Below are 26,417 nucleotides of genomic sequence, written 5' to 3' on the forward strand. Positions count from 1 at the left end.
CATGTACGCCGAGGAACGCCAGCAGCACATCGAGGCCCTGCTCTCGACCTCCGGACGAGTTGCCGTCGTCGACGTGGCGGCGGAGCTGGGCGTCTCGACGGAGACCGTGCGTCGCGACCTCGACCACCTTGAGGCCCGAGGCGTGCTTCGGCGCGTGCACGGCGGGGCCATCGCGGCCTCCCTCCTGGGGCGCACGGAAGAGAGCGTCTCCCAGCGACGCGACCGAAACACCGCCGCGAAAGACCGCATCGCCGCGGCTGCGATGGCGCTGCTACCGCCGAACTTCACGGGTGCGATCGCGATCGACGCCGGCACGACGACAGGCATGCTCGCCCAGCGCATCGCCCGCTGGCAGCCCGAGAACGCGAAGCAGCGACTCGTCGTCATCACGAACTCGATCCACATCGCGGCGACCGTGAGCGACAACCCCCACATCGAGATCCAGACGCTGGGCGGACGCATGCGCGGCATCACCGGCGCGGCCGTCGGCGCAACGACGCTCACCCAACTCTCTGCGCTCCGGCCCGACATCTCCTTCATCGGCGCCAACGGCATCCACGAGGGGTTCGGGCTCAGCACCCCGGACACCGAAGAGGCAGCCGTCAAGACGGCACTCACCAGGGGCGCCCAGCGTGCCGTCGCCCTCGCCGACGAGTCGAAGCTCGGCGTCGAATCGCTCGTGAGCTTCGCCGCCCTCTCTGACATCGACATGCTCGTCACGGATGCGGCACCGGATGCCGCCCTCGGCGAGTCCTTCGAGGCGGCAGGCGTCGAGGTGGTCATCGCATGATCGTCACCCTCACCGCGAATCCGAGCCTCGATCGCACCATCGAGCTCGCGACACCCCTCGCCCGGGGCGAGGTGCAGCGCTCCAGCGCACGGCGCGAGCAGCCCGGCGGCAAGGGCGTCAATGTCGCGCGGGCCCTCATCGCCTCCGGCGTCGAGACGGTGGCCGTGCTTCCCGGCCGCGAGGATGACCCCATGCTGCTGGCGCTCGCCGCGGCCGGCATCCCCTCGGCGGGCCTTCCCATCGCGGGGACCGTGCGTTCCAACCTGACCCTCACGGAGCCCGACGGCACCACGACGAAGATCAACGAGCCCGGGCCCACCCTCACGCTGGACGAGGGCACCGCCCTCATCGACCTCCTCGTCTCCCACGCGCGAGACGCCGCCTGGTTGGTGCTGGCCGGTTCCCTTCCCCCCGGGCTGCCGAGCGACTTCTACGTGCGTGTCGTGCGGGCCGTGCGCGAGGCGGGCGGCAACCCGCAGATCGCCGTCGATTCCTCTGGGCCCGCCATGCTCGCCCTCGTGGCCTCCGGCGAGCGCGTCGACCTGATCAAGCCCAACGCCGAAGAACTCGCCGAACTGGCTGGGCACGGCGATGCCGCGACACTCGAGGCGGATGCTGCGGCAGCCGCATCCCTCGCCCTCGAGCTTGTGCACGGAGGGGTAGGCAGCGTGTTGGCGACCCTCGGTAGCCGCGGCGCCGTGCTCGTGACGGCCGAGGGGGCATGGCATGCGAGCATGCCGCCCGTGACGGTGCGCAGCACCGTCGGCGCGGGGGACTCCTCCCTCTCGGGCTACCTCATCGCGCAGCAGCGCGGCGACGCGCATGAAGGTCGCCTCGCGCAGGCCGTCGCGCACGGCACCGCCGCCGCCGCACTGCCCGGCAGCGAGCTGCCCTCGCTCTCCCAGACCAACCCGGGAGCCGCCACTGTGACGGCTCTCACCGTGAACACCCACCTGGAGTAACGATGTCGTCTCTCATCACCCCCGAACTCGTGCTGCTCGACACCGACCTCGGCAGCGACCGCGCTGGGGTCATCCGTCGGCTCACCTCCCTTGTCGCGGAGAGGGGCCGCGCCACCGACGCCGAGTCGCTCTTCGCCGACGCCTGGGCGCGTGAGCAGAAGACCGACACGGGCGTGCCCGGCGGCATCGCGATCCCCCACTGCCGGTCCGAGGCGGTGACGCAGGCGACCCTCGTGATGGCGCGCCCCGAGCCGGCCGTCGACTTCGGCGCCACCGACGGACCCGCCGACCTGATCTTCTTGATTGCGGCACCCGCCGGCGCCGACCAGGAGCACCTCACACTGCTCTCGGCCCTCGCCCGCTCACTCGTGCGCCCCGAATTCGTGGCATCGCTGCGCGAGGCCGGCAGCGAGTGGGAGATCGTCGCCCTCGTGGAAGAGGCGATCGCGCCTGAGGAACCGAGCGAGAAGACCGCGGATGCCGCAGCCACCCCGCGAGCGGAAGGCAAGACCCTCCTCGCCATCACGGCATGCCCCACCGGCATCGCGCACACCTACATGGCGGCTGACGCCCTGAAAGCTGCCGCCGACCGTGCGGGCGTCGAGCTCCACGTCGAGACGCAGGGTTCGGCCGGCGCGAAGCCACTCGACCCCACACTCGTCGCGGCAGCATCCGCCGTCATCTTCGCTGTCGACGTGGACGTGCGCGACAAGGGCCGCTTCGCCGGTCTGCCCGTCATCCAGGCCCCCGTCAAGCGCGGCATCGATGCGCCCGACGACATGATCGCGGAGGCGCTCGCCGCCGCCGATGACCCCGCAGCACCCCGCGTGATGGGCACCAACGCCACCTCCGAGAGTGCGGACACGCGCAGCGAGCACTTCGGGCAGACACTCAAGCGCGCCCTGCTGACCGGCGTCAGCTACATGATTCCCTTCGTCGCGGGAGGCGGACTCCTCATCGCGCTCGGCTTCCTCCTCGGCGGCTACGACATCACGGAAGTCGCGGGCGACGTCGTCGTACAGAACAGCCTGTGGAACCTTCCCGAGGGTGGGCTCCTCGCCTACCTCGGCGCGGCGGCATTCAGCATCGGTAGCGCCTCCATGGGGTTCCTCGTGCCCGCGCTTGCCGGGTACATCGCCTACGCGATCGCGGACCGTCCCGGCATCGCCCCCGGGTTCACGGCGGGCGCCGTCGCGGTATTCATGGGTGCCGGCTTCCTCGGCGGAATCGTCGGCGGCCTCCTGGCGGGCGCCATCGCCTACGCGATCGGGCGCCTCAATCCCCCCGCCTGGCTGCGCGGACTCATGCCCGTCGTCATCATCCCGCTCCTCGCCTCCATCGTGGCCTCCGGACTCATGGTGATCCTGCTCGGTGGGCCCATCGCTGCCCTCAGCACGGGACTCAGTGACTTCCTCAACGGATTGACCGGGGCATCCGCCATCGTGCTGGGCCTCATCCTGGGCGCAATGATGGGCTTCGACCTCGGCGGGCCCGTCAACAAGGTCGCCTACTCCTTCGCGGTCGCCGGGCTCAGTGCCGGTTCCCTCGACGACCAGGCGCCGTGGACCATCATGGCCGCCGTCATGGGCGCCGGGATGGTCGCACCGCTCGCGATGGCCCTCGCCTCCACCGTCATCGCTCGCGGCAGCTTCACGCCCGTCGAGCGAGAGAACGGCAAGGCTGCCTGGCTCCTTGGCGCCTCCTTCATCTCGGAGGGCGCGATCCCCTTCGCCGCCGCCGACCCGCTGCGCGTCATCCCCGCCAGCACCATCGGCAGCGCCGTGACGGGAGCGATCATCTTCGCGACCGGTGTCACCTCGCAGGCTCCCCACGGAGGCGTGTTCGTCTTCTTTGCCATCAACAACTTCGCGATGTTCGTTGTCGCCATCCTCGCCGGGGTCGTCGTCACGGCCCTCATCGTCGTCGCCCTCAAGCGCTGGGCCGTGCGCCGGCCCGCGATCGCCGACGTGGGGAACGCCGCAGCGCCCGTCGCCGCCTGACCCATCACAAGGAGAGAAGAATCATGCCAGAACGCACCGCCACCATCGCCAGCAGCGTCGGACTCCACGCCCGGCCCGCGACCCTTTTCGTCAACGCGGTCAACGAGCAGAAGGTGCCCGTGACCATCCGCAAGGGCGACGGACCCGCCGGCAATGCCGCGAGCATCCTCACAGTCATGGCCCTCGGTGCCGCCAAGGGCGAGACAGTGACGCTCGCGGCCGAGGGCGAGGGCGCCGAGGAGGCGCTTGAGACGCTCGTGCAGCTGCTTGAGACCGACCTGGACGCCTCCTAAGCGGAGACAGCCCCAGAACCGCGGTGCGAGTGTTGCAGCAGGGGCGAGCCGTGAGCCATCGCGGCGGCCCTGCTCATCGCTGGCGCGATTGCCTCAGTTCCAGCGCGCCCTCGTAGAGCTCGCGCTTGCTCAGTCCGGTCGCCTCGGCGACCTCGGCCGCCGCATCCTTGAGCCGGGTGCCGGATGCCACGAGCTCGAGCACCTGCGCAACGCCACCGTCGATCGACGCGACGGTCGGCGCGGCGCCCTCGATGACGACGACGATCTCCCCCTTGACGCCGCCGGCGGCCCATTCCGCGAGCTCGGAGGCCGTGCCGCGTTTGACCTCCTCAAACTTCTTGGTGAGCTCGCGGGCGACGACGACCCGGCGGTCGGGGCCAAGGACGGCCGCGACATCCGTCAGCGCATCGGCCAGGCGGTTGGGCGACTCGAAGAACACCATGGTGCGGGCCTCACGCGCGAGTGCCGTCAAGGCCTTGCGGCGGTCGCCGCCCTTGCGCGGCAGGAAGCCCTCGAAGCAGAAGCGGTTGGTGGGGAGGCCGGAGACGGCGAGCGCCGTGAGCACGGCGGAGGGGCCGGGCAGCGCCGTGACCGTGACGCCCGCGGCGGTTGCCGCGGCGACGAGCGGGAAGCCGGGGTCGGAGATCGCGGGCATGCCGGCGTCGGAGAGCACGAGTACGTCGGACTCCCTGGCGAGCTCCACGATCTCGGCGGCCTTCGCGACCTCGTTGTGCTCGTGGAGGGGGATGAGCCGCGGCCGGTTCTCGATGCCGAGCGCGCGCATGAGGTGCACGGTCGTGCGGGTGTCTTCGGCGGCGATCACCTCGGCGCTCGCGAGGGCATCGCGCAGCCGCTGCGAGGCATCGCCGAGATTGCCGATGGGCGTCGCCGCGAGGATGATCATGGGCTCCATCCTCGCAGGCTCGGCGGGTTGAATAGGGTGGGCGGGTGACCCGCCGCCTCGCCCGCCTGCCCGAGTGGCTCTGGTTGCTGGCGGTCACGGTGCTCGCCGCGGCGCTGCGCCTGTGGAACCTCGGCCACCCGCGCGCCCTCGTCTTCGACGAGACCTACTACGTGAAGGATGCCTGGACGCTCCTCCACCTCGGCTACGAGGGCAGCTGGCCGGAGGGCGCAGACGCGGGCTTCGTCGCAGGGGACGTGAACACCTACCTCGACGAGGCGTCGTTTGTCGTGCATCCGCCGCTCGGCAAGTGGATCATCGCGCTCGGCCTCGGCGCCTTCGGAGCCGAGGACCCCTTCGGGTGGCGCATCGGCATGGCGGTCGTCGGCATCGTGGCGGTCGCGGTGCTGTGGCTGGTGGCGCGCATCCTGTTCCGTTCGCCCCTGCTCGCGACGATCGCGGGCGGGCTCATGGCGGTCGACGGCCACGCGATCGTCATGTCGCGCACGGCCTTGCTCGACACCGCGCTCATGCTGTTCGCCCTGCTCGGCTTCCTTTTCGTGCTGCTCGATCGGCGCCAGAGCCGGGAACGTCTGGAGCGATGGATGCTGCAGCGCGAGAAGCGCGGACTCTCCCGCGACTGGGGCCCAGCCCTGTGGGCCCGCCCGTGGCTCGTGGCCGCCGGCCTCGCCTTCGGCCTCGCGACGGCCGTCAAGTGGAGCGGGCTGTACTTCCTCGCGATCTTCGCCGTCTACACGCTCGTCGTCGACGCCCTCGCGAGGCGACGGGCGGGCATCCCGTTCTGGTTCTCGGGCACCGCCCTCAAACAGGCGCCCGTGAGCTTCCTGCTGACGGTGCCGATTGCCGCCGGCGCGTATGTCGCGAGCTGGGCGGCGTGGTTCCGCACGGACGGCGGCTACTACCGGCAGTGGGCGCAGGGCAACGCCTGGGAGGGTGCGCTCTCGTGGGTGCCGCGCGACTGGCAGAGCTGGTGGCACTACCAGGTGAGCGCCTACAACTTTCACGTCGACCTCGGCGCGGAACACGGCTGGGCCTCACCCGCGTGGCAGTGGCTGCCCATGCTGCGACCCACGGCGTTCTACCGCGTCTACTCCGACGAGGGCGAGAACGGATGCTCGGTCGAGCGCTGCGAGCAGTTCATCACAACCTTGCCGAACCCGCTCATCTGGTACCTGGCGGTGGGGGCACTCGGGCTGCTCGTGTGGCGGCTGCTGCGGCATCCGCGGTCCTGGCGTGCCGGACTGATCCTCGTCGGCGTCGTCGCGGGGTGGGCCCCCTGGCTGCTCTACCCGGAGCGCACGATGTTCCAGTTCTATGCGATCGCCTTCCTGCCCTACATGGTGCTCGCGCTGACGTATGCGCTGGGCGTCGTGATGGGGCGGCCGTGGGAGGGCGAGTGGCGGCGGGCCACGGGCATCCGGGTCGTCATTGTGGTGCTGGCGCTCGTCGTGCTGCTGAGCGCCTACTTCTACCCGGTCTGGACGGGGATGCAGCTGCCGGAGCCGTTCATCCGCAGCCACTACTGGCTGCCGGGGTGGCGCTAGGGCGTCAGCAGGATCTTGCCCGTGTGGGCGGACCCCTCCATGCGGCGGTGGGCATCCGCGACCTCGGCGAAGGGGAAGGTGCTGTCGACGAGGGGGCGCAGGCGGCCCTCCACAACCCAGGGCCACACGTGCTCGCGTACCCCCGCGACGATCGCGAGCTTCTGCTCGAGCGGGCGGGCGCGCAGGGTCGTGCCCCAGATGCGCCCGCGCTTGACCATGAGGTGGGCGAGGTTGAACTCTGCCGGCACGCCGCTCTGGTTGCCGATGACCATAATGCGGCCGTCCATCGCGAGGGCACGCACATTGGATGCCGCGTAGGCGCCGCCCACGATGTCGAGGATCACGTTGGCCCCGGCACCGTCGGTCTCCTCCTTGATGCGGGCGACGAAGTCCTCCTCGCGATAGTTGATGAGGATGTCCGCCCCGAGCTCGGCGCAGGCCGCGAGCTTCTCGGAAGAGCCCGCCGTGACCGCGACGCGTGCCCCGCTGAGCTTCGCCATCTGGATCGCCGTCGTGCCGATGCCGCTGCCGCCGCCGTGCACAAGCAGGGTCTCGCCCGGCTGGAGCTCGGCGCTCATGAAGACGTTCGACCAGACGGTGCAGAGGGTCTCGGGCAGCGCGGCCGCCTCGACGAGGTCAAGGGAGTCCGGCACCGGGAGGGTCAGCCCCTCGTGCACCACGACCTCATCGGCATAGCCGCCGCCGGCGAGGAGGGCACACACGCGCTCGCCGACACGGATGCCCGTGACATCCGGTGCCGTCTCGGTCACGGTGCCAGAGACCTCGAGGCCCGGCCATTCGGGCGCTCCTGGAGGCGAGGGGTAGTTGCCCTGGCGTTGGGCGATGTCGGCGCGGTTCAGACCGGCCGCCGCGACGCGGATGCGCACCTCACGTTCGCCGAGGGGCAGGTCGTCGACCTCGCTCAGGACCAAGTTCTCGGGGCCGCCGGACTCGCTGACAGTGATGGCGCGCATGGGGTCCTCTCGTGGGATGTGTCACTCGCACGATACGCGGGACTGGCGGCCGCAGCATCCGCCCGCCGCTCACGTCGCACTCACCCGGGCCCTCGCGCTGGATGACTGCCTTTCGGACAGATGATCGTGCCGCGGCACAGTCATCTGTCCGAAAGGCAGTCATTCGCGGCGAAGGAGGACGCTCGCGGTCACACGACGTAACGCGGCAAAGCGCGTGTGGGAGGCTCGGATAGCCTGTGCCCTATGGCAGACCGGGACACGACCGACCGCGACTGGGGCTTCAAGACCCGCGCGATCCACGCAGGCAACATTCCAGACGCAGTGAGCGGCTCGCGCGCACTCCCCGTCTACAACTCGACGGCGTTCGTCTTCGACAACAGCGCGGATGCCGCTGCCCGCTTCGCCCTGCAGAAGTACGGCAACATCTACAGCCGCGTCTCCAACCCGACTGTCGCATCCTTCGAAGAGCGCGTCGCGAGCCTTGAGGGCGGCCTCGGCGCCGTCGCGACCGCGAGCGGCCTCGGCGCACAGTTCATCACCTTCGCGTCGCTGGCCGGCGCTGGCGACCACATCGTGGCATCCGCGAACCTCTACGGCGGGTCCATCACGCAGCTGGATGTCACGCTGCGACGGTTCGACGTCGAGACGACGTTTATCCAGTCCGCCGACCCGGCCGACTATGCCGCCGCAATCAAGGACAACACCAAGCTGATCTTCGCCGAGACGGTCGCGAACCCCTCAGGCGACGTCGCCGATCTGGAGGGACTGGCCGAGGTCGCCCACGCACACGACCTGCCGCTCATCATCGACTCGACGGTCGCCACGCCCTACCTGTGCCGCCCCATCGAGTGGGGTGCCGACATCGTCACGCACTCGGCGACGAAGTTCCTCGGCGGGCACGGCACCGTGCTTGGCGGCGTGGTCGTCGAGTCGGGTCGCTTCGACTGGTCCGGCCACCGCTTCCCCCTCTTCGACGAGGCCGTTCCCCACTACGGCGGGCTCAACTGGTACGGCAACTTCGGTGAGTACGCGTTCCTGACCCGGCTGCGGGCTGAGCAGCTGCGCGACATCGGGCCTGTGCTCTCCGCGACATCCGCCGCCAACCTGGCGCAGGGCGTCGAGACGCTGCCCTACCGGATCCAGGCGCACGTCGACAACGCCCGCGCGGTCGCAGAGTGGCTGCGCGCCGACGACCGCATCGAGTACGTCAACTGGGCAGGCCTCGAGGAGCACCCGCACCACGACCGCGCACTCAAGTACCTAAACGGCACGCCCGGCTCGGTCTTCGGCTTCGGCATCAAGGGCGGTCGGGCGGTGGGCCAGAAGTTCATCGAGTCGGTTGAACTCGCGAGCCACGTCGCCAACATCGGCGACGCCAAGACCCTCGTCATCCACCCCGCCTCGACGACCCACGCGCAGCTGACCGAGCAGCAGCTCATCGACGGCGGCGTCGGCGCCGGCCTCATCCGCATCAGCGTGGGCATCGAGGATGTCGACGACATCATCTACGACCTCGACCAGGCGCTCGACGCCGCACTGAAGGGAGCGTCCGAATGAGCGACACCGAGACTGTGCAGCTTGCCAACGGCCTGAGCTGCAGCATCCCGGCCTCCTCCCCCCTCGCGAAGCTGCTGAAGTCACAGCGCACCTGGGTCGGCCCGACCGCGAAGCAGCGCCTCGGCATCCTGCGTCGCGCCAAGTCGATCGCGATCGTTGGCGCCTCGCCCAACCCCGCCCGTTCGAGCTACTTCGTCGGCACCTACCTGCTGCAGTCGAGCGACTACCGCGTGTACTTCGTGAACCCGAACGCCGACGAGATCCTCGGCCAGAAGGCCTACCCCGACCTCGCCTCGCTGCCCGAGGTGCCTGACATCGTCGACGTGTTCCGCAAGGCGAGCGACATCCCCGCGGTCATCGACGACGTGCTCGCGGTCGGCGCGAAGACGATCTGGGTGCAGCTCGGCATCTACAACGAGGAGGCGGCCCGCTACGGCGAGGAGCATGGCCTCACGGTCGTCATGGACCGTTGCCTCAAGGTCGAGCACGCCCGCTTCCACGGCGGCCTGCACCTGCTCGGCTTCGACACGGGGGTCATCTCGTCGCGCAAGGCGATCGCGTAGGCACTCGCCAGTGTCGGCGGATGCTGGCACGATTCGCTCATGGACCAGCGACTGAGCCTCATCACGCTCGTTGTCGATGACGTCGAGCGTTCCCGTACGTTCTTCGTCGACGGCCTCGGGTGGCGCCCCGAAGTGTTCGTCGATGGCGAGGTGCTCATGCTGCGCGTGGGCGAGCGTCTCGCGCTGTCCCTCTGGGACCGTGGGCACGCCGAGGTAGAGATCGGCACGGTCTCGCGGGACGGCTCCGCCCCCGTGACGCTCGCGCACAACGTCGCGAGCGAGGCCGAGGTCGACGCCGTCATCCGGACGGCACGGTCGGCGGGGGCGCGCATCCTGGCCGAGCCGCAGCGGCGGGACTGGGGCGGATATTCCGGCTACTTCGCCGACCCGGACGGCTTCCGCTGGGAGGTCGCGCACAACCCCGGACCGTTCGGCCAGTCGCTGTTGCCGTGAGCCGAGACGGCGCCTCAATAGGCTGACAGCATGACCCTGCTTCACGATCTCGGTTTCGCCGTCATCCGCTCCGTGTCGGTGTCGGACATGAATAACAACGTGTACCTCGTCACCTCTCGCACCTCAGGCGCGCAGGTGCTCATCGACGCCGCGAACGACTGGCCAGTGATCGAGGGGATGCTCGAAGACGCTCGCGACGACGCAGCGGCGGCGACATCCGTGGGGGCGATCGTGACGACCCACCAGCATCGGGACCACATCGGAGCCCTGGCGGAGGCGAGACGCGCAACGGGCGCTCCCCTGCTTGCGGGTGCCGACGATGCCGACGCGATCGAGGGGCACACGGGGGTTGCGATCGACCGGCGGCTGTCGCATGGCGACACGGTCGCGGTCGACGACCTCTCCCTTGGCATCGTGCACCTTCGCGGGCACACCCCGGGGTCGGTCGCACTCGTGCTCGATGGCACAAGCGGCCCGACGCACCTGTTCACGGGCGACAGCCTGTTCCCGGGCGGGGTCGGCAACACGTGGGGAGACGCGGGGCGCTTCGAGCAGCTCTTCACTGACGTGAGCGAGCGGCTCTTCGGGGCGTTCGGCGACGACACCCACGTGCATCCGGGCCATGGTGCCGGCACGACGCTGGGGGCGGAACGCCCGCGCCTCGAGGAATGGCGGGCGCGCGGCTGGTAGTCGGGCCGGTTCACCCCCTCTCGCGGGGATGACCCGACCCGAAAGTTTCGCAAGACTTGGTGCCCATGAGAACACGGCGGTCGATCGATATCCCTCGAGACGCCGCATCGGTGTTCGGCTACCTCTCCCGCGTGGAGAACGAAGTCCAGTGGCGCGAGTCGATCGTCGAGAGCCGGTACCGCCACGCAAGTGAGCCCGCCGTCGGAGTCCGCGGTGAGACCCATGTCGAGATGGGCGGACGGGGCGTCGTCATGCGCTGGGATATCAGCGAGTTCGAACCGGAGACGCTCGTGGCATGGACACTCGACGGTTCACCTTGGAACGGCGGTGGCAGCTATCGAGTCGTGCCGACCGACTCGGGATGCCGGCTGACTGCCTCGCTCGAGGTGCGCCTCCACGGCGTCATGCGCGTGCTCGAACCGATCCTGTGGCTGAACTTCTCGCGAGGTCTCCGGGGCGACCTCGCGAGCGTGCAGGAGCTGCTGTCGGGGTCGCCGCGACGGTGAGGTCCTGCGCGGGGTAGCGCTCCGCGCGGCCGGGGACATCCGGGGGTCCCCCTTTCTGGGGACTGGATCCGGTGAAGCGGGGTACATCGTGACGATATATTAGAGAGTGGCCGGTGTCCCCGAAGCCGGCCACAAAGGACCCCAATGCCGCGCCCCGAATCCGCCGTACGACGCCGCCAATGGGGAGCCGAGTCCCGCGTGACTCCCCTCCCCACGACCCATCCGAAACCGAGCGACGAGAAGATCACCCTCGCCCGGGCCGCCATCGTGCTGACGGTCGCCCTCTGGGTGCTCTACGTCATCTGGACGATCCTGCGCCAGTTCATCAACAACGAGATCGGCGGCTTCCGATTCACGATGGAGGCCTTCTCCTACCTCGTGGTCGTGACCTTCCTCACCTTCTCCGCGCTCATGTATTTGCTCGCGCGGCACGGAGCACTCCAGCGGTTCCGCGCGTATGAGCGCACGCCCCGCGCCGAGATCGATCGGCACTTCGCAGGCAAGGACAGCGCAATCACCGTGCTGGTGCCTTCCTACCGGGAGGAGCCGGATGTCGTTCGGGCCACGCTGTGGTCCGCCTGCCTCCAGGAGTTCCCCTCGGTGCGTGTCGTGCTCCTCGTCGACGACCCGCCCCACCCCAGCGACCCCTCGGCCGCGGAGGACCTCGAACGCACCCGAGGCCTTGCCGACGAGATCTCGCAGGAGCTCAGCGAACCAGCGGCCCGCTTCGAGGCGGCCCGGCTCGACTTCGAACACGACGGCGCCACGGGCGACGCCAGCGCTGACACCGTGCGGCGACTCGCGGAACACTACGCCTGGGCCGCCGAGTGGATCAGCCACAAGGCTGAGACCGAGAAGCGTGAAGACCACGTCGACGACTTCTTCGTCAACCAGGTGCTGCTCGGCCTCGCGGGAGACCTGGCCACGACCGGCCGAGCCCTGGCAACCGCTGCCGACCGCGACGAAAGCCTGCCGGCAGCGCGCATGCTTGAGCTCCACCAGCGACTCGAGCGCATCTTCCGCGCCGAGGTCGCGACCTTCGAGCGAAAGCTCTTCGCATCCCTCTCGCACGAGGCCAACAAGGCGATGAACCTCAACGCCTACATCGGCCTGATGGGAGGCTCCTACCGCACCGAGGAGACGCCGAGCGGCCGGGTGCTGCGCCCCGTCACGGATGCCCGCCAGGCAGACCTCGTCATCCCCGACACCGAGTACATCCTCACGCTCGACGCCGACTCGCTGCTCCTGCGTGAGTACTGCCTGAGGCTCGTGCACTTCATGGAGCAGCCGGGCAACGAGCGTGTGGGCGTGACGCAGACCCCGTATTCGTCGTTCCGGGGAGCGGCGACCCGCATCGAGCGGCTCGCGGGAGCGACGACCGACCTGCAGCACATCCTTCACCAGGGCAAGACCCACTACGACGCAACCTTCTGGGTGGGCGCGAACGCGGTGATCCGCAAAGCCGCCCTCGAAGACATCGTCGAGACCGAGACATCCGGTGGCTTCGTCGTGAAGCGCTATGTGCAGGACCGGACCGTCATCGAAGACACCGAATCGAGCATCGACCTCGGCACGCACGGCTGGTCGCTCGCGAATCACCCGGAGCGCCTCAGCTACAGCGCGACCCCGCCCGACTTCGGTTCGCTCGTCGTGCAGCGACGGCGTTGGGCCAACGGTGGACTGCTCATCATGCCGAAACTCGTGCGGCAGGTGCGCGAGCGCCGGGCCCGGGGCGAGAGAGTGCGGCTGAGCGAGATCCTGCTGCGCGTCAACTACATGGCATCGATCACGTGGGCCAGCTTCGGCCTGCTGTTCCTGCTCGCCTACCCCTACGACAGCCGCCTGCTGAGCCCCGTCGTGCTGATGGCCGCGCTCCCCTACTTCATCGCCATGGGCACCGACCTGCGCTACAGCGGATACCGGTTCAGCGACATCCTGCGCATCTACGGCTTCAACCTGATCCTGCTGCCGGTCAACCTGGCCGGCGTGCTCAAGTCGATCGAGCAGGCGCTCACGGGGCGCAAGATACCCTTTGCCCGCACCCCGAAGGTGCGCAACCGCACCTCCGTGCCCGTGATCTACCTGCTGTCGCCCCTCGCGATCATCGCCTTCTCGGTGCTCACGTTCATGCGCGACGTGCAGGTGGGCAACTGGGGCAACGCCGCCTTCGCCGCGTTCAACGCCATCCTCGCCACCTACGCGACGATCGCATACATCGGCATCGGCAACATGATCGTCGACCTGTGGCGGGCGGCGATCGGCTGGCTCTTCGTGGAGGTGCCGCCCAAGGCTCCGCCCGCACCGCCCGAAGACGCCGAGCCCGACTGGCGGGCCGTGCTCTACTACGGCGACGAGTCGGTGGGCACCCTGCGTCACGAACTCACCCACGTGGAGGCGGCAGAGCCCGCTCCCGCGAAGCAGGCCACCCCGAGTCGCGAGGAGGTCGCATCATGAGCGCGACACACAGCGGGCCCACCCGCAGGTTGTCGAAGCTGCGCCTGACGATCGCCCTCGCGGTCATCTGCGCCGTCGTCGCCGCCGGATTCATCAACGTGCGCGACTGGGCCGTCTCGCGCGATGTCGTCTCGGCGGAACCCTGGTTCGCAGGCTACGTCGACGTCACGGCGACACCCCACCACGAGTTCGAGAACCCCGCAGGCGAGAGCAGTTCGCAGGTGATGCTCTCCTTCATCGTCGCCGCGGCCGACGCGCCCTGCACACCCACCTGGGGTGGTGCATACACGCTGGCGGCCGCCGCAACCGACCTCGACCTCGACCGGCGCATCGCGCGCCTCGAGCAGCAGGGCGGAGCCATCGGCATCTCCTTCGGCGGGCTGCTCAACGACGAACTCGCGACATCGTGCACGGATGCCCGTTCCCTCACTCGCGCCTACGAGACCGTGATCGAGCGCTATGGCGCCTCGACGATCGACCTCGACATCGAGGGAGAGAACCTCTCCGACGCGGAGGCCGGCGAACGACGCGCGCAGGCCATCGCGGGCGTGCAGCAGTCGCGCCGGGCTGCGGGCGAAGACCTCGCGGTGTGGCTGACGCTGCCCGCCGCGACCTTCGGCCTCACGGAGGACGGAACGACCTTCGTGGCCCAGATGCTCGCGGCTGGTGTCGACATCGCAGGGGTCAACGTCATGACGATGAACTTCGGCGACAGCCTCGATGACGGCGAGACGATGGCGGATGCCTCGGCTCGCGCACTCCGCGAGACCCACCGCCAACTCGGCATCCTCTACTCGCAGGCTGACACTCCGCTCTCGAGCGCGACGCTGTGGCGCAAGCTGGGCGCGACGCCCATGATCGGCCAGAACGATGTCGCGACGGAGGTGTTCACGCTTGAGGATGCAACCGCGCTCAACGCCTTCAGCCTGGAGCAGGGCCTCGGCCGCCTCTCGATGTGGTCACTCAACCGCGACACCGAGTGCGGCCCCAACTATGTGCACCTGACGCGAGTCTCGGATTCGTGCAGCGGAGTGGAGCAGGGCACCACGCGGTTCGCGGACCTGCTCGCCGCCGACTTCGATGGCGCACTCGAGAGCTCGGCTGGGGCGATCACCCTCGCGGAACCGCAGGACGGCGAGATAGTGGACGACCCCGAGACGAGCCCGTACCCGATCTGGAACGAAACGGCCTCCTACCCCGCCGGCACGAAGGTCGTGTGGAAGCAGGCCGTCTACCAGACGAAGTGGTGGACCTCGGGTGACGCCCCCGACGCACCCGTGCTCAGTTCCTTCGAGACCCCGTGGACGCTCCTCGGGCCAGTGCTTGAGGGAGAGAAACCGGTCGACCAGCCAACCATCCCCGCCGGCATGTACCCGGAGTGGGACGGCATGGCGGTCTTCGAGAAGGGCGACCGGGTCATCTTCGACGGCCTCGCCTACGAAGCGAAGTGGTGGACGACGGCCGACAGCCCGGAGAAGTACAGCGCCGATCCTGGCGGTGCCGCCTGGCGCCCGCTCACTGTCGAGGAGATCGAGGAGGCCGTCGCGGCGGAGTGAGCCGAAAGGGCCGCGTGGGGGTTCGTGCGCTTCCCCTCGCCGGGACGGGTCGGGCTTAGCATTGCGACCATGAACTACCCGCAGACCCTCAGCGGCGACGGCGGCCTTGAGCTGCCCGAGTTCGACTCGCCCCCACGCGACCCCGGTGCGCTGCTCGTGACCTGGTTCTCGCGCGCCGAGCAGTTGGGGGCGCGCGAACACCTCGCGGTCGCACTCGCAACGGCGGATGCCGACGGCCGGCCCTCAAACCGCATGGTGCTGCTGAAGCGAGTGGATGCCGCGGGCGTGACATTCACCACGACGGCGACGAGCCGCAAGGGGCGCGAACTCGCAGGGCAGCCATGGGGCGCGATGACGGCCTATTGGCGCGAGACGATCCAGCAGGTGCGACTGGCTGGGCCCGCGCGGCGGCTCAGCGAGGAGGAGTCCGACGCGCTCTTCGCCGCGCGACCCATCCCGTCCCAGGCATCGGCAATCGCATCACACCAGGGCGAGCCGCTCGACGACCCGGCAGCGCTCGTCGAGCGCGCCTCCGCCCTCGCGGCTTCGCCCGAGGTCCTGCCTCGGCCCGAGTACTGGTACGGCTACCGGCTCGAGCCCGAGGTCGTCGAGTTCTGGCACGGCACCGTGCACCGCTTGCACCGGCGCCTGCTGTACGAACGCAACGGCGACGCCTGGACGCATCGGCGACTGCAGCCCTAGCGTCGCGGTCGCACCGGCGGGCTCAGCCCTTGTTGCGGTGCTGGCGAATCGCCTTTATTGCGAGCTGGGTTGCCGTGAACACGAGGAGGAGCGCGAAGAGCACGCTGCCGAGTTGCGGGTCGACGAAGCCGGCCACCGCGATCCCGCCGAACGATGACGGCACCGCGAAGAGGCCGATCATGAGCGCCCCCTTCACATCGGCGTTGCCGTTGCGAAGGTTGTTGATCGTGCCCGTGATCGCCGTGGGGATCATCATGACGAGCGAAGACCCCTTCGCGACGAGGTCCCCCATGCCGAAGAGCACGATCATCACGGGAACCACGATCACGCCGCCCCCGACACCGAGGAGCCCCGACAGGATGCCCGTGGCGAGTCCGACCCCGGCAAGCGCGAGCACTGAACCGAGCGAGTAGACGAACTCGCCGCCGCGGTCGGGCACGGTGAAGAAGAGACTCGCGGCCATGACCACCTGGAAGGCGATGAAGCCCCACCTGAGCCAGAGCTGCGAGATGCGTGCCAGGAGTGCCGTGCCGATGATGGAGCCGACGATGGCGCCGGCCGCGAGGCATCCGGCCACAACCCAGTCGACGTCACCGTTGATCGCGTAGCCGAGCGAGCCCGCGATCGCCGTGGGCAGGATCGCCGAGAGCGAGGTGCCGCTCGCGCGACGCTGCTGGTAGTGCAGCAGGATCACCAGCAGCGGCACGATGACGATGCCGCCGCCCACCCCGAACAGGCCAGAGAAGAAGCCCGCAAGGATGCCCGTGAGGGCGAGGAGGAGCACGCGACGAGTCTTCATGGGCGCTTTCGGGAAGGGCCGGGCAGGGGCTGGAGCGGAGGATTGGGTGGGCTCAGTTGAAGCTGTCGGGGTGCGAGCCGACTCGCCCGTCGCGCTCGAGGGCCGTGATCGCCGCAACCTCGCCGATCGTCAGCTCGAAGTCGGTGACGTCGAAGTTCTCGGCCATGCGCTCGGCACGGTTCGACTTGGGGAAGACGATGTGCCCACGCTGCAGGTGCCAGCGGACGACGACCTGCGCTGGCGTCTTGCCGTGAGCTTCGGCAGCATCCGCCACCGCCGCCTCCTCGAAGAGCGGGTACTTGCCCTGGCCGAGCGGTGCCCACGCCTCGATCGCGATGCCCTTGTCGCGGCAGAACGCCTGTACGCCGGGCTGCTGGTAGGCGGGGTGTACCTCGATCTGGTTGACGGCGGGCACGATGTCGCTCGCGTCGAGCAGGCGCTCGAGGTGCGGCACCAGGAAGTTGGAGACGCCGATCGAGCTGGTGAGGCCGTCCGCCTGGAACTGCTCGAGCGCGTGCCATGCCTCGACATAGAGATCGTTCGCGGGCGCTGGCCAGTGGATCAGGTAGAGGTCGACGCGGTCGAGGCCGAGCTTCTCGAGGCTCGATTCGATCGCGGGGCGGGAACGGTCGGCCGCCTGCTCCGTGATCCACTGCTTGGTCGTGATGAAGAGCTCATCGCGCGGGATGCCCGACTTCGCGATGGCGCGCCCCACGCCCTCCTCGTTGCCGTAGATTGCCGCCGTGTCGATGTGGCGGTAGCCCGCCTCGAGGGCGTCGGTGACGATGCGCTCGGTCTCCGCCGGGTCCACCTTGAACACCCCGAACCCCAGCTGGGGAATGTCGCGGCCGGAGTTGAGCGTGATGGTGGGAATCGTCATCCCACTATCGTGCCACCGTTTTGGGTCACACCTCGCGCTGGTCTGGCCCGTTGTAGGCGCTGAGGGGGCGGATGAGCGAGTTCGAGCGCAGCTGCTCCATGATGTGCGCCGTCCAGCCGGTCACGCGCGACGCCACGAAGAGCGGCGTGAACATCTCGGTGTCGAAGCCGATCAGCCGGTAGGCGGGGCCGCTCGGGTAGTCGAGGTTGGGTTTGATCGACTTGCGGGCATCCATCGCCGCTTCGAGGCGGTCGTAGAGTTCGCCCATCTGGCCTGCGTCGTAGTGCTCGATGAGGGTGTCGAGCGCCTTCTTCATGGTGGGCACGCGCGAGTCGCCGTTCTTGTAGACGCGGTGGCCGAAGCCCATGATCTTGCGCTTCTCGGCGAGGGCTTGATCGAGCCACTCCTCGGCACGCTCGGGGATGACGATCTCGTCGAAGACGTGCATGACCGCCTCGTTGGCGCCGCCGTGGAGCGGGCCCTTGAGTGCGCCGATCGCGGCCACGACCGCGCTGTAGATGTCGCTCAGCGTCGAGGTGACGACGCGCGCAGTGAAGGTCGAGGCATTGAAGGAGTGCTCCGCGTAGAGGATCATCGACACGTCGAATGCCTCGACCACGACCGCCTCGGGCACCTCACCGAAGGTCATGTGCAGGAAGTTCGCCGAGTAGGAGAGGTCATCGCGCGGTTCGACGAGCTCCTGGTCGCGGCGGCGGCGCTGGTCGTAGGCGACAATCGCGGGGATGCGCGCGAACATGCTGATCGCGCGGCGCAGGTTCGCCTCCTCGTCATCGGCCGACGACATCCCGGGCACCGTGTCATCCTGGGCGCCGATGACGCTGACGGCGGTGCGCACGACATCCATCGGATGCGCGGTCGTCGGCAGCTCGTCGATGACCCGCTTGATGACGGGGTCGAGGCGGCGCTGCGAGCGCTCCAGCTCCTGGAACTCCTCCAGCTGCACGGGCGTCGGCAGCTCGCCGTGCCAGAGCAGGTAGGCGACCTCCTCGAAGGTGCACTTGGCGGCGAGCTCCTGCACCGGGTAGCCCCGGTAGAGCAGCGAGTTGGTCTCGGGGTTCACCTTCGAGATGGCGGTGGTGTCGACGACGACCCCCGCGAGTCCCTTGCGAATCTCCTCAGTCATGACACTCCTTCGTGATGCTTCGTGAGCCGGTCAGTGCCGGCCGGGAACGGTGAAGTTGAACACGCCCTCGTCGAAGGAGTTATACCCCGCGTAGTCGACGAGTTCGTAAAGACGGGCCCGCGTGAGCATCTCGGGCACGGATGCCTCCTGCGTGCCCTCGGCGACGATCGTGTCGAGCACGCGCTCGGCTGCCCCCATCGCCGCCCGCAGCAGGGTGACGGGGTAGATGACGATGTTGACGCCGACATCCCGCAGCTGCTCGGTCGTGAAGAGGGCACTCTTGCCGAACTCCGTCATGTTGGCGAGGATCGGCACGTCGATCGCCTTCCGCACGGCCTCAAACTCACTCAGGTCGGCCATCGCCTCCGGGAAGATCGCGTCGGCGCCCGCATCCACGAGCGCCTTCATGCGATCAATGGATGCGGCGAGTCCGGCCTCTCCAGGGATCGTGCCGCGCAGGTCGGTGCGCGCCATGATGAGCAGATTCGCGTCGCGGCGGGTCTCGACCGCGGCGCGCACGCGCTTGATTGCAGTGTCGTCATCCACGACCGCCTTGCCGTCGAGGTGACCGCAGCGCTTGGGGTTGACCTGGTCCTCGATGTGCACGCCAGCGACGCCAGCGTCCTCGAGTTCATGGATCGTGCGGGCGACGTTCATGGGCTCGCCGAAGCCCGTGTCGATGTCGACGAGCGACGGGAGGTCGGTCATCCGGCTGATCTGGCCGGCGCGCTGGGCGACCTCGGTGAGGGTCGTGAGGCCGATATCGGGCAGTCCGAGCTCATTGCTGAGCACGGCGCCCGAGATGTAGACGCCCTCGAAGCCCTTCTCCTCGATGAGCCGCGTGCTGAGCGGGGTGAAGGATCCTGGAAAGCGCTGGAGCTCGCCGCTCGCGAGGCGCTCGCGGAGCCCGGCCCGCTTCTCGGCGGAGGTCTTGGTGGAGTACAGCATCAGAAGATCCCCCTCGTGGTGAGGCGCGGGAGTTCCGCGTTGATCGTGAGGCCGCAGAGCTCGTCGGCGCTCAGCTCGGGCAGGCGCTGCGCGACGTCGAGGAAGCGCTCGATCTCGTCAGCCTCGAGCACGCCCTCGGCGAGGGTGCGGAACTTGCCGACGTACTGCTCGCGCGCGAAGGGCCGGGCACCGAGCGGGTGGGCGTCGGCGACAGCGATCTCGTCGACGACGCGGGTGCCGTCCATGAGCTCGATCTCGACGCGACCGCCGAAGGCCTTCTCGCTGATGTCGTTGGAGTGGTAGCGGCGCGTCCACTCGGCATCCTCGAGCGTCGTGACCTTGTGCCACAGCTCGACCGTGTCGGGGCGACCAGCGCGCTCCGGCGCGTAGGAGTCGACGTGGTGCCAGCTGCCGTCCTGCAGCGCGACCGTGAAGATGTACGGGATCGAGTGGTCGAGCGTCTCGCGGCTCGCCGTCGGGTCGTACTTCTGCGGGTCGTTCGCGCCCGAACCGATCACGTAGTGCGTGTGGTGGCTCGTGTGGAGCACGACGCTGCGGATGTTGGCGGGGTCACGCAGTTCGGGACGCTCCGTGCCGAGCTTGCGGGCGAGGTCAATCCACGCCTGCGCCTGGTACTCGGCCGAGTGCTCCTTCGTGTAGCTGTCGAGGATGGCGCGGCGCGCCTCACCCCGCTCGGGCAGCGGCACCTCGTAGCGACCCTCTGGCCCGTCGAGCAGCCACGCGATGACGCCGTCCTCACCCTCGTAGATCGGGGTGGGGCTCGTCTGGCCGCGCATGGCCCGGTCGACCGCTTCGACCGCCATCTTCCCGGCGAAGGCGGGGGCGTGTGCCTTCCACGTGGAGATCTCGCCCTTGCGCGACTGGCGAGTCGCCGTCGTCGTGTGGAGCGCCTGGCCGACGGCCTGGAAGATCGTCTCGGTGTCGAGGCCGAGGAGCGTGCCGATGCCGGCCGCCGCCGAGGGGCCAAGGTGTGCGACGTGGTCGATCTTGTGCTTGTGCAGGCTGATGGCCTTAACGAGGTCGATCTGGATCTCGTAGCCCGTGACAATGCCGCGGAGCAGGTCGTCACCGTTGCGGCCCATGTGCTGGGCGACGGCCAGAATCGCAGGGATGTTGTCGCCCGGGTGCGAGTACTCCGCGGCGAGGAAGGTGTCGTGGTAGTCGAGCTCGCGCACGGCGACGCCGTTGGCCCATGCTGCCCACTCCGGGCTGACGCGGGTCGTCGTGCCGAAGACCGTCGCGCCGGGCTCGAAGCCGCCGTGGCGCTCGGCCTGCTCGCGGGCAGAGACGACGGGCGCGCGGGTCAGGCTCGCGGCGGCGACCGCGGCGTTGTCGATGACGCGGTTGATCACCATGTCGGTGACTTCCTCCGTGACGTCGACACGCTCGGATGCGACATCCGCGATCTTGTAGGCGAGTTGCTCCTCGCGGGGCAGGTTCTCGTCGCTGCGGTATGTGCGCACGGGGTGGAGCTTCACGATGCGGTCCTTTCGAAGGGGGTCGTCCCCGCCGTGGCGAGGACGCTGGTGAGGGCGTTGTGGAGGTGGACGTGGGTCGCGTGGGCCGCGAGGTCGGCGTCGCGGGCGAGGATCGCCTGCACGATGAGCAGATGCTCCGTCGCGGCCTGACGCAGGCGCGCGGGGTCGTCTTTCGCAAGGCGGCGGATGCGCGCGAGATGGGTGCGCAGCGAGCTCAGCGCGGCGACCAGGTAGGGGTTGCGCACGGCGTCGTCCATTGCGGTGTCGAAGCGCGCGACGAGGTCGTAGTAGTCGTGGCGTGCAGGGTCGTCGGATGCCAGCAGGCCGGGGGCCGCGCGGAACTCTGCCTCGAGCGCGGCGAAGGTGGTGGCATCCGCTCGCACTGCCGCGAGGCGGGCCGCCTGCTCCTCGAGGGCGCGGCGCACCTCGAAGAGCTCGCGGATGTTGTCGAGGGAGACGTCGGTGACGACGAGGCCGCGGCCCGTCTGGGTTGCGACGAGGCCGTCGGCGACGAGGCGAGAGAGTGCCTCACGGAGGGGCGTGCGGCTGACGCCGAGACGCTCGGACTGCTCAACCTCGCCCAGGACCGTGCCGGGCGGGAGTTGCCAGTCGAGGATGTCGTCGCGAAGAGCGCGGTAGGCGCGATCTGATGCTCGCATCGTTGCCCCTTTCGCCTCACTGACATCCCCACTGTATACACAAAAGCACCGTGAGCCAACAAATTTGGCGAGAGAGGCCCCTCTAGCCCGCCCTCTGTATACACGCACGAAGGGTCGGCAGCCGGCGACACGGGCGATGTGCGCCTTTGGTGGCGTTGCGCGTGCTTTACTCCGCACGTCGCCATCAAAAGCGCACATCGCGCGCACGACGCGGGCCTCAGCGGAAGCGGCGACCCTCGTCGCGGCGGAAGAGGAACAGCGCCAGGGCGGCGGTGCCCGCAATCCACACGAGGATGCCGATCCACACCCACGGGTGCAGCTCGCCACCCTGCACCGCCCAGATCACGAGCTCACGCGCCTGCCGCGAGGGGAAGAACGTCGAGAGCGTGTCGAGCCACGGCGCGAACATGATGGGCGGCAGGAACAGCCCACCCGCGAACGCGAAGCTGAACATCACGATCTGCACGACCGCGATCGCCGCCTTCGAGGGCATCGAGTAGCCGATGCAGACCCCGATCAGCATGAACGGCAGTGCCGAGACGGCGAGCGCCACCAACCCCAGCAGCACTCCAGACACGGATGCTTCGGCCGCCGTGAACAGCTTGCCGATGACGATCACGGGCAGGATCGCGACGAGCCCCATCATTCCGATCGAGAACACATAGCCGAGCACCCGCGAGACGCCGGATCCGGGCAGCGTGCGGAGGTAGGGGTCCCACGGCTTCTCGCGATCCTCGGAGATCGTGAGGCCGAAGCTGAACAACGAGTTCGACATCACCGCGAAGACGCTCAGCGAGATCACGGCCTGCGTCGCGTAGAGCGGGTTGGCGGCAACCACCTCCTGCGGCACGACGAAGAACAGCAGGGCGAGGGCGGGGAACGCGAGCGCGCTGATCACGGCGATGGGGATGCGCATGGTCTCGAGCAGCCCGTACTTGGCGTGGACGAGGGCGAGGTTCATGGTGGACATCAGTTGCTTCCCTTGGCGTTGAGGTGAACCGGCTGGGCGCCTGCGCCTCCGGTGAGTGTCAGGAATGCCTCCTCGAGGCTTGCGCCGCGCACCGAGAGCCCGTGGAACGGCACTCCCGAGTGCACGAGGGCACGCACCGCCTCGTCGGCGTCGCGAACGAAGAAGGTGTGCGCACCGTCCTCCTCGGCACGGGTGTCGACGACCTCGGGGAGGGCGGAGACGGCATCCGGATGCTCGGTCGTGAGCCGAAGCATCCGGAGCCCCACCTGCTCCAGCACGCTCGAGAGGTCGTCGTCGGCGAGCACGCGGCCCTCCCCGATCACGACGACGCGTTCCGCGAGCGCCTCGATCTCCTCGAGGTAGTGGCTTGTGACGACGACCGTCGCGCCGGCGGCCTGCTGCGCCTGGACGGCCGCCCACAGCACCTTGCGTGCGTCGACGTCGAGTCCCGTCGTGGGCTCGTCGAGCAGCACGAGCTTCGGCCGCCCGACGAAGGCGAGCGCCACACTGATGCGCCGCTTCTGCCCGCCCGAGAGCGAGCCGGTCTGGCGGCGCAGCAGGTCGGCGAAGCCGAACTGCTCGGCGAGCTCCTGCTTGGGTGCCGGGTTCTCGAAGTGTGCGCCGACGTAATCGAGCACCTCCCCCACCCGCAGCGTCGGGGGCAGGGCCGTCTCCTGCGGGGTGCAGCCGAGCATCCGCCGGTTGTGGTGGTCGCCGGGGCTGCCGCCGAAGAGTTCGACGGTGCCGGAGGTCGGCCTGCGGAGGCCCTGCAGGAGGGAGAGGAGCGTGCTCTTGCCGGCACCGTTGGGGCCGAGGAGGCCCACGATGCGGCCGGAGCCGATCTCGAGGGAGACATTGTCGAGGGCGGTGACGTCGCCGAAGCGGCGCGTCACGTGCTCGAGGCGAGCGAGGGTGTTCATCATGGTGCTCCCAACAGGTTTCGGAGAGTTTCGGTGTAGTCCTCGAAGGCGCGACGACCGCGCTTCGAGAGGGCCAGGTAGGTGACGGGTGTGCGCCCCTGGTGTGTCTTGGTGATCTCGACGTATTCCGCATCCTCGAGCTTGCGGAGATGGGTCGAGAGGTTGCCCGCCGTCATGTCGAGCAGTTCCTGTAGGCGAGGGAACGACATCTGGTCGCCCACCGGCAGCGTTGCGAGGGTCGCGGTGATGCGCAGCCGTGCCGCCGCATGAATGACCGGATCAAGCTCCACGGCGTGCCCTCCTGATCACGAGGGCGACGTGCGCCGCGGCCACGAGGAAGCCGCCGCCTCCACCGATTGCCATCACCAGGTTGTTGGTGGGGAGACCGAAGAAGGGGGCGACCGAGCCGACGACGAGCAGGAGGCATCCGAGCACCAGTTGGCTGCGCTCAGTCCACAGGGCTGCGCCCGCGAGGTACATGAGCCCGGCCATGAGCGCGTAGGCGGAGGGGAAGTAGAGGGCCGCGAGTTCCGGTGACATCCCGTTGCTGATGAGCCCCACCCCGACTGCGGCGAAGGCCATACCCGAGAGCGACCACGAGATGCCGTACACGGAGCCCTGGAACGCGGTCGAGCCACCGCGCACCCCGCGCCCGATCCGCATCCCGACGATGGCGGACGTCACGATCGAGGCGACGAGCAGCACGCCGAACACCGTGCCGGCCAGCGAAAGGGGCATCCAGTCCGTCACGCGGCCGAGCCAGAGGAGCACGAAGCCAACGAACCACGCGATGCCCCACACGAGGTAGAGCCAGGCAACGGGAGCGATGTAGGCCAGGTCAACACGGCGGCGCTGTCGCTCGGCGAGCGCGAGCATCTCGGCCGGGTCGAGGGGGCGGTCCTCGTCAGATTCGGTCATGGTGACTGCTTTCGTAGGGGTGGTCATGAGAGCACGAAGGGAAGGATGAGCGCGGGCACGCTCGTGAACAGGTTGACGACGAAGTGGGCGACGACGAGCGGCATGAGCCGCCCCTGCCAGCGGAAGATCAGCGCGGAGCCGAGCCCCCACACGAAGAAGGCGATGCCGAGCACGAGCATGCCGGGCACGGTGCTGGCGAAGAAGACGTGCTGCAGGCCGAAGGCAAGCGACGGCACCACGATCGCCGCGACCCCGCGGAGCCGTCCCTGGCTGTAGCCGCGGAACAGCAGCTCCTCCGTCGGCGCGTTGAGCGGCGCGAAGGTCAGCACCACCACGACGGCGAAGACGATCGATGCCGCCATGCTCATCAAGGGCAACTCCGTGACATCCGGGGCGAACACCGCCTCGAAGCTCATGAACGTGTCGGCTCCGTAGAGGGCGAACATCGTGCCGATGATGGCGCCAGCGAAGGGCACGTAGAGCACCATGATCCAGAGCAGGCCCCACAGGATGTCGCGGCCAAGGCGTGCGCGATCGAAGCCGAGCATCGCCCGCAGGGTCGTGCCCTCGGCGTGCACGACGCGACGCAGCACCAGGAGGGTGATCACGTTGACCGGCAGGAGATACAGGGCTGACAGGGACCCGGCGGCGGCGATCCCCGCGGGCTGGCCAAGGAGCGCCAGCACGCCCACCGTCGCCAGCGCCGCTGCGGCGACGAGGGCGACCCGCGCGAACGGAAGCGCCACCGCGAGCGCGGTGTGTTGCAGCGAGGTGGCGGGGCGGGAAGACATGGCTACTTTGTAACACAAAGTGCTCTGCGAGCGCAATGACTTTGTTCCTCGCGCGCGAGCGCTGTCGACCAGCGCCCCCCTGCCTCAGGAGATGAACCCGAGCACGTCAGTGAGCTCGGGCACCCGCGAGATCGCGTCTCGAGCAACGAGGAAGCCGACGATCCCCACGATCCAGGAGGTCGTTTCGGCACCCTCGCGGGCCATCCATGCCGCAAGACGTTGCAACAGCGGCTCGACCAGCCGTCGGGCGAGGATGCGGGCCGCCAGCAGCACGAGCGCCGGCACCACCATGACGACGCAGTAGGCCGCGAGGGTCACTGCGCGAGTTCCGCCGTCGAGCTCCGAGCCGCTGATGAGGCCCACGGCCGCCAGGTACGGCAGCATCGTGGCGAGTTCCAGCACGGCCGCCGTGAGCGCGAGCGCCACGAGGCTGAGGAGGGAACCGCGCCCGCCCCCGTCGTGCATGGCCCGGTCGCGCCAGCGGAGCAGACGCCCCGGCGTGGCGTCGGCACCCTCGCCCGCGGCATCCGTCTTCTTGCGGCCAATGAAGAAGCTCCACACCAGCAGGCCCGCCCCGATGACGAACTGCACACGGCCAGCCACTGGCCCCTCGAGGAACCCCGCGTCGGAGAGGAACGTGACCGCCCCCGCCGTAAGCAGCAAGCCCACGCCGAAGTAGAACAGCGCGACGGTGGCGAGGAACACCAACACCCGCGAGGCCCGCAGGCGGCCCGGCGCCAGCAGGAGCCAGATGGGGATGAGGAGGGTGCCGAAACTGAGCGAGTCGACCAGCGCGAGGGCCAGGAGCGGCAGCGCCAGTTCGAGCGGGAGATCGAGCGGAAGGGAGAGCATGCCACCAGCGTCGCGGGCGGCCGCTCACGCGGGAATCGGCCACCCGGCCGAACCCGTCACAGGCGGGTACA

27 protein-coding genes are annotated in these 26,417 nt (G+C 69.0%); 13 read left to right on the forward strand and 14 right to left on the reverse strand.

The window, feature by feature from the left end:
- Position 1 precedes the first annotated feature (1 nt).
- Genes ACIQK7_RS02005 through ACIQK7_RS02020 form a run of 4 tightly spaced genes read left to right on the forward strand, consistent with a single transcriptional unit; the run spans position 2 to position 4,045 of the window.
- Entirely contained in the window at positions 2-790 is a 789-nt protein-coding gene (locus ACIQK7_RS02005; RefSeq protein ID WP_403020728.1) for a DeoR/GlpR family DNA-binding transcription regulator, read from the forward strand.
- The gene (locus ACIQK7_RS02010; RefSeq protein ID WP_403020731.1) at positions 787-1,752 is read left to right on the forward strand and encodes a 1-phosphofructokinase family hexose kinase; all 966 of its coding nucleotides are present in this window, start codon (positions 787-789) and stop codon (positions 1,750-1,752) included. Before ACIQK7_RS02005 ends, ACIQK7_RS02010 begins: the two co-directional genes overlap by 4 nt.
- Before the next feature lie 2 nt (positions 1,753-1,754).
- Positions 1,755-3,752 carry a fructose-specific PTS transporter subunit EIIC gene (locus ACIQK7_RS02015; RefSeq protein WP_403020733.1) on the forward strand — a complete coding sequence of 666 codons (1,998 nt, stop codon included), beginning with the start codon at positions 1,755-1,757 and terminating at the stop codon, positions 3,750-3,752.
- Positions 3,753-3,775: 23 nt separating this feature from the next.
- A complete protein-coding gene (locus tag ACIQK7_RS02020) occupies positions 3,776-4,045 on the forward strand; it encodes an HPr family phosphocarrier protein (protein ID WP_403020735.1) in 270 nt (89 codons plus the stop codon).
- A 73-nt stretch (positions 4,046-4,118) separates the two neighbouring features.
- Here the strand turns inward: ACIQK7_RS02020 and rsmI are convergent, their stop codons facing one another.
- Positions 4,119-4,949 carry a 16S rRNA (cytidine(1402)-2'-O)-methyltransferase gene (gene rsmI / locus ACIQK7_RS02025; RefSeq protein ID WP_403023935.1) on the reverse strand — a complete coding sequence of 277 codons (831 nt, stop codon included), beginning with the start codon at positions 4,947-4,949 and terminating at the stop codon, positions 4,119-4,121.
- Between the two features lie 44 nt (positions 4,950-4,993).
- Between rsmI and ACIQK7_RS02030 the strand changes: the two genes are divergently transcribed.
- The gene (locus tag ACIQK7_RS02030) at positions 4,994-6,511 is read left to right on the forward strand and encodes a dolichyl-phosphate-mannose--protein mannosyltransferase (RefSeq protein ID WP_403020738.1); all 1,518 of its coding nucleotides are present in this window, start codon (positions 4,994-4,996) and stop codon (positions 6,509-6,511) included.
- On the opposite strand, the gene ACIQK7_RS02035 is transcribed toward ACIQK7_RS02030, so the two are convergent.
- Positions 6,508-7,485 (reverse strand): NAD(P)H-quinone oxidoreductase, encoded by a 978-nt coding sequence (locus ACIQK7_RS02035; RefSeq protein WP_403020740.1) that lies wholly within the window; start codon positions 7,483-7,485, stop codon positions 6,508-6,510. The genes ACIQK7_RS02030 and ACIQK7_RS02035 overlap by 4 nt on opposite strands.
- A 243-nt stretch (positions 7,486-7,728) precedes the next feature.
- Here ACIQK7_RS02035 and ACIQK7_RS02040 point away from each other — a divergent pair, with 243 nt between their 5' ends.
- The 8 genes from ACIQK7_RS02040 (at position 7,729) to ACIQK7_RS02075 (ending at position 15,966) form a co-directional block, all read left to right on the forward strand.
- Positions 7,729-9,042 carry an O-acetylhomoserine aminocarboxypropyltransferase/cysteine synthase family protein gene (locus ACIQK7_RS02040; protein ID WP_403020742.1) on the forward strand — a complete coding sequence of 438 codons (1,314 nt, stop codon included), beginning with the start codon at positions 7,729-7,731 and terminating at the stop codon, positions 9,040-9,042.
- Positions 9,039-9,605, forward strand: a complete 567-nt coding sequence (locus tag ACIQK7_RS02045; protein WP_403020744.1) for a CoA-binding protein — start codon at positions 9,039-9,041, stop codon at positions 9,603-9,605. The genes ACIQK7_RS02040 and ACIQK7_RS02045 overlap by 4 nt, the downstream gene beginning before the upstream one ends.
- Positions 9,606-9,644: 39 nt before the next feature.
- On the forward strand, positions 9,645-10,058 hold the full coding sequence (locus tag ACIQK7_RS02050; RefSeq protein ID WP_403020746.1) for a VOC family protein: 414 nt from the start codon (positions 9,645-9,647) through the stop codon (positions 10,056-10,058).
- 30 nt (positions 10,059-10,088) lie between these two features.
- Positions 10,089-10,748 carry an MBL fold metallo-hydrolase gene (locus tag ACIQK7_RS02055; RefSeq protein ID WP_403020748.1) on the forward strand — a complete coding sequence of 220 codons (660 nt, stop codon included), beginning with the start codon at positions 10,089-10,091 and terminating at the stop codon, positions 10,746-10,748.
- A gap of 65 nt (positions 10,749-10,813) precedes the next feature.
- Positions 10,814-11,254, forward strand: coding sequence for an SRPBCC family protein (locus tag ACIQK7_RS02060; RefSeq protein WP_403020750.1), 441 nt, complete (start codon positions 10,814-10,816; stop codon positions 11,252-11,254).
- Positions 11,255-11,398: 144 nt separating this feature from the next.
- The gene (locus ACIQK7_RS02065) at positions 11,399-13,708 is read left to right on the forward strand and encodes a glycosyltransferase family 2 protein (protein ID WP_403020752.1); all 2,310 of its coding nucleotides are present in this window, start codon (positions 11,399-11,401) and stop codon (positions 13,706-13,708) included.
- Positions 13,705-15,264, forward strand: a complete 1,560-nt coding sequence (locus ACIQK7_RS02070) for a glycosyl hydrolase family 18 (protein WP_403020753.1) — start codon at positions 13,705-13,707, stop codon at positions 15,262-15,264. Before ACIQK7_RS02065 ends, ACIQK7_RS02070 begins: the two co-directional genes overlap by 4 nt.
- 69 nt (positions 15,265-15,333) lie before the next feature.
- Positions 15,334-15,966: a pyridoxal 5'-phosphate synthase gene (locus ACIQK7_RS02075; RefSeq protein WP_403020755.1), complete on the forward strand. Its 633-nt coding sequence runs from the start codon at positions 15,334-15,336 to the stop codon at positions 15,964-15,966.
- A gap of 22 nt (positions 15,967-15,988) precedes the next feature.
- Here the strand turns inward: ACIQK7_RS02075 and ACIQK7_RS02080 are convergent, their stop codons facing one another.
- The 12 genes from ACIQK7_RS02080 to ACIQK7_RS02135 form a co-directional block, all read right to left on the reverse strand.
- Entirely contained in the window at positions 15,989-16,765 is a 777-nt protein-coding gene (locus tag ACIQK7_RS02080; protein ID WP_403020757.1) for a sulfite exporter TauE/SafE family protein, read from the reverse strand.
- A gap of 52 nt (positions 16,766-16,817) precedes the next feature.
- A complete protein-coding gene (locus ACIQK7_RS02085) occupies positions 16,818-17,645 on the reverse strand; it encodes an aldo/keto reductase (RefSeq protein ID WP_403020759.1) in 828 nt (275 codons plus the stop codon).
- 25 nt (positions 17,646-17,670) lie between these two features.
- Entirely contained in the window at positions 17,671-18,789 is a 1,119-nt protein-coding gene (locus tag ACIQK7_RS02090; RefSeq protein ID WP_403020760.1) for a bifunctional 2-methylcitrate synthase/citrate synthase, read from the reverse strand.
- A gap of 30 nt (positions 18,790-18,819) precedes the next feature.
- On the reverse strand, positions 18,820-19,737 hold the full coding sequence (gene prpB / locus ACIQK7_RS02095; protein WP_403020762.1) for a methylisocitrate lyase: 918 nt from the start codon (positions 19,735-19,737) through the stop codon (positions 18,820-18,822).
- Positions 19,737-21,239, reverse strand: a complete 1,503-nt coding sequence (locus ACIQK7_RS02100) for an MmgE/PrpD family protein (RefSeq protein ID WP_403023938.1) — start codon at positions 21,237-21,239, stop codon at positions 19,737-19,739. Before ACIQK7_RS02100 ends, prpB begins: the two co-directional genes overlap by 1 nt.
- Positions 21,233-21,895, reverse strand: a complete 663-nt coding sequence (locus tag ACIQK7_RS02105) for a GntR family transcriptional regulator (RefSeq protein WP_403020764.1) — start codon at positions 21,893-21,895, stop codon at positions 21,233-21,235. Before ACIQK7_RS02105 ends, ACIQK7_RS02100 begins: the two co-directional genes overlap by 7 nt.
- A 217-nt stretch (positions 21,896-22,112) precedes the next feature.
- Positions 22,113-22,865 (reverse strand): ABC transporter permease, encoded by a 753-nt coding sequence (locus ACIQK7_RS02110; RefSeq protein WP_403020765.1) that lies wholly within the window; start codon positions 22,863-22,865, stop codon positions 22,113-22,115.
- Entirely contained in the window at positions 22,865-23,785 is a 921-nt protein-coding gene (locus ACIQK7_RS02115; RefSeq protein ID WP_403023941.1) for an ABC transporter ATP-binding protein, read from the reverse strand. The genes ACIQK7_RS02110 and ACIQK7_RS02115 overlap by 1 nt, the downstream gene beginning before the upstream one ends.
- Positions 23,785-24,075: a transcriptional regulator gene (locus tag ACIQK7_RS02120; protein ID WP_403020767.1), complete on the reverse strand. Its 291-nt coding sequence runs from the start codon at positions 24,073-24,075 to the stop codon at positions 23,785-23,787. Before ACIQK7_RS02120 ends, ACIQK7_RS02115 begins: the two co-directional genes overlap by 1 nt.
- Positions 24,065-24,703: a hypothetical protein gene (locus ACIQK7_RS02125; protein WP_403020769.1), complete on the reverse strand. Its 639-nt coding sequence runs from the start codon at positions 24,701-24,703 to the stop codon at positions 24,065-24,067. The genes ACIQK7_RS02120 and ACIQK7_RS02125 overlap by 11 nt, the downstream gene beginning before the upstream one ends.
- A gap of 23 nt (positions 24,704-24,726) precedes the next feature.
- Positions 24,727-25,494: a lysostaphin resistance A-like protein gene (locus ACIQK7_RS02130; RefSeq protein ID WP_403020771.1), complete on the reverse strand. Its 768-nt coding sequence runs from the start codon at positions 25,492-25,494 to the stop codon at positions 24,727-24,729.
- A gap of 84 nt (positions 25,495-25,578) precedes the next feature.
- Positions 25,579-26,346 carry a GAP family protein gene (locus ACIQK7_RS02135; RefSeq protein ID WP_403020773.1) on the reverse strand — a complete coding sequence of 256 codons (768 nt, stop codon included), beginning with the start codon at positions 26,344-26,346 and terminating at the stop codon, positions 25,579-25,581.
- Positions 26,347-26,417 lie beyond the last annotated feature (71 nt).

This window comes from Salinibacterium sp. GXW1014 (assembly GCF_044769865.1).
Taxonomy (GTDB): Bacteria; Actinomycetota; Actinomycetes; order Actinomycetales; family Microbacteriaceae; genus Homoserinimonas.

What these genes read in the sequence shown, in the direction of transcription:
- ACIQK7_RS02005 (WP_403020728.1), top strand. Translation starts at nt 2, where the DNA reads ATGTACGCCGAGGAACGCCAGCAGCACATCGAGGCCCTGCTCTCGACC.
- ACIQK7_RS02010 (WP_403020731.1), top strand. Translation starts at nt 787, where the DNA reads ATGATCGTCACCCTCACCGCGAATCCGAGCCTCGATCGCACCATCGAG.
- ACIQK7_RS02015 (WP_403020733.1), top strand. Translation starts at nt 1,755, where the DNA reads ATGTCGTCTCTCATCACCCCCGAACTCGTGCTGCTCGACACCGACCTC.
- ACIQK7_RS02020 (WP_403020735.1), top strand. Translation starts at nt 3,776, where the DNA reads ATGCCAGAACGCACCGCCACCATCGCCAGCAGCGTCGGACTCCACGCC.
- rsmI (WP_403023935.1), bottom strand. Translation starts at nt 4,949, where the DNA reads ATGATCATCCTCGCGGCGACGCCCATCGGCAATCTCGGCGATGCCTCG.
- ACIQK7_RS02035 (WP_403020740.1), bottom strand. Translation starts at nt 7,485, where the DNA reads ATGCGCGCCATCACTGTCAGCGAGTCCGGCGGCCCCGAGAACTTGGTC.
- ACIQK7_RS02040 (WP_403020742.1), top strand. Translation starts at nt 7,729, where the DNA reads ATGGCAGACCGGGACACGACCGACCGCGACTGGGGCTTCAAGACCCGC.
- ACIQK7_RS02045 (WP_403020744.1), top strand. Translation starts at nt 9,039, where the DNA reads ATGAGCGACACCGAGACTGTGCAGCTTGCCAACGGCCTGAGCTGCAGC.
- ACIQK7_RS02050 (WP_403020746.1), top strand. Translation starts at nt 9,645, where the DNA reads ATGGACCAGCGACTGAGCCTCATCACGCTCGTTGTCGATGACGTCGAG.
- ACIQK7_RS02055 (WP_403020748.1), top strand. Translation starts at nt 10,089, where the DNA reads ATGACCCTGCTTCACGATCTCGGTTTCGCCGTCATCCGCTCCGTGTCG.
- ACIQK7_RS02060 (WP_403020750.1), top strand. Translation starts at nt 10,814, where the DNA reads ATGAGAACACGGCGGTCGATCGATATCCCTCGAGACGCCGCATCGGTG.
- ACIQK7_RS02065 (WP_403020752.1), top strand. Translation starts at nt 11,399, where the DNA reads ATGCCGCGCCCCGAATCCGCCGTACGACGCCGCCAATGGGGAGCCGAG.
- ACIQK7_RS02070 (WP_403020753.1), top strand. Translation starts at nt 13,705, where the DNA reads ATGAGCGCGACACACAGCGGGCCCACCCGCAGGTTGTCGAAGCTGCGC.
- ACIQK7_RS02075 (WP_403020755.1), top strand. Translation starts at nt 15,334, where the DNA reads ATGAACTACCCGCAGACCCTCAGCGGCGACGGCGGCCTTGAGCTGCCC.
- ACIQK7_RS02080 (WP_403020757.1), bottom strand. Translation starts at nt 16,765, where the DNA reads ATGAAGACTCGTCGCGTGCTCCTCCTCGCCCTCACGGGCATCCTTGCG.
- ACIQK7_RS02085 (WP_403020759.1), bottom strand. Translation starts at nt 17,645, where the DNA reads ATGACGATTCCCACCATCACGCTCAACTCCGGCCGCGACATTCCCCAG.
- ACIQK7_RS02090 (WP_403020760.1), bottom strand. Translation starts at nt 18,789, where the DNA reads ATGACTGAGGAGATTCGCAAGGGACTCGCGGGGGTCGTCGTCGACACC.
- prpB (WP_403020762.1), bottom strand. Translation starts at nt 19,737, where the DNA reads ATGCTGTACTCCACCAAGACCTCCGCCGAGAAGCGGGCCGGGCTCCGC.
- ACIQK7_RS02105 (WP_403020764.1), bottom strand. Translation starts at nt 21,895, where the DNA reads ATGCGAGCATCAGATCGCGCCTACCGCGCTCTTCGCGACGACATCCTC.
- ACIQK7_RS02110 (WP_403020765.1), bottom strand. Translation starts at nt 22,865, where the DNA reads ATGTCCACCATGAACCTCGCCCTCGTCCACGCCAAGTACGGGCTGCTC.
- ACIQK7_RS02115 (WP_403023941.1), bottom strand. Translation starts at nt 23,785, where the DNA reads ATGAACACCCTCGCTCGCCTCGAGCACGTGACGCGCCGCTTCGGCGAC.
- ACIQK7_RS02125 (WP_403020769.1), bottom strand. Translation starts at nt 24,703, where the DNA reads ATGACCGAATCTGACGAGGACCGCCCCCTCGACCCGGCCGAGATGCTC.
- ACIQK7_RS02130 (WP_403020771.1), bottom strand. Translation starts at nt 25,494, where the DNA reads ATGTCTTCCCGCCCCGCCACCTCGCTGCAACACACCGCGCTCGCGGTG.
- ACIQK7_RS02135 (WP_403020773.1), bottom strand. Translation starts at nt 26,346, where the DNA reads ATGCTCTCCCTTCCGCTCGATCTCCCGCTCGAACTGGCGCTGCCGCTC.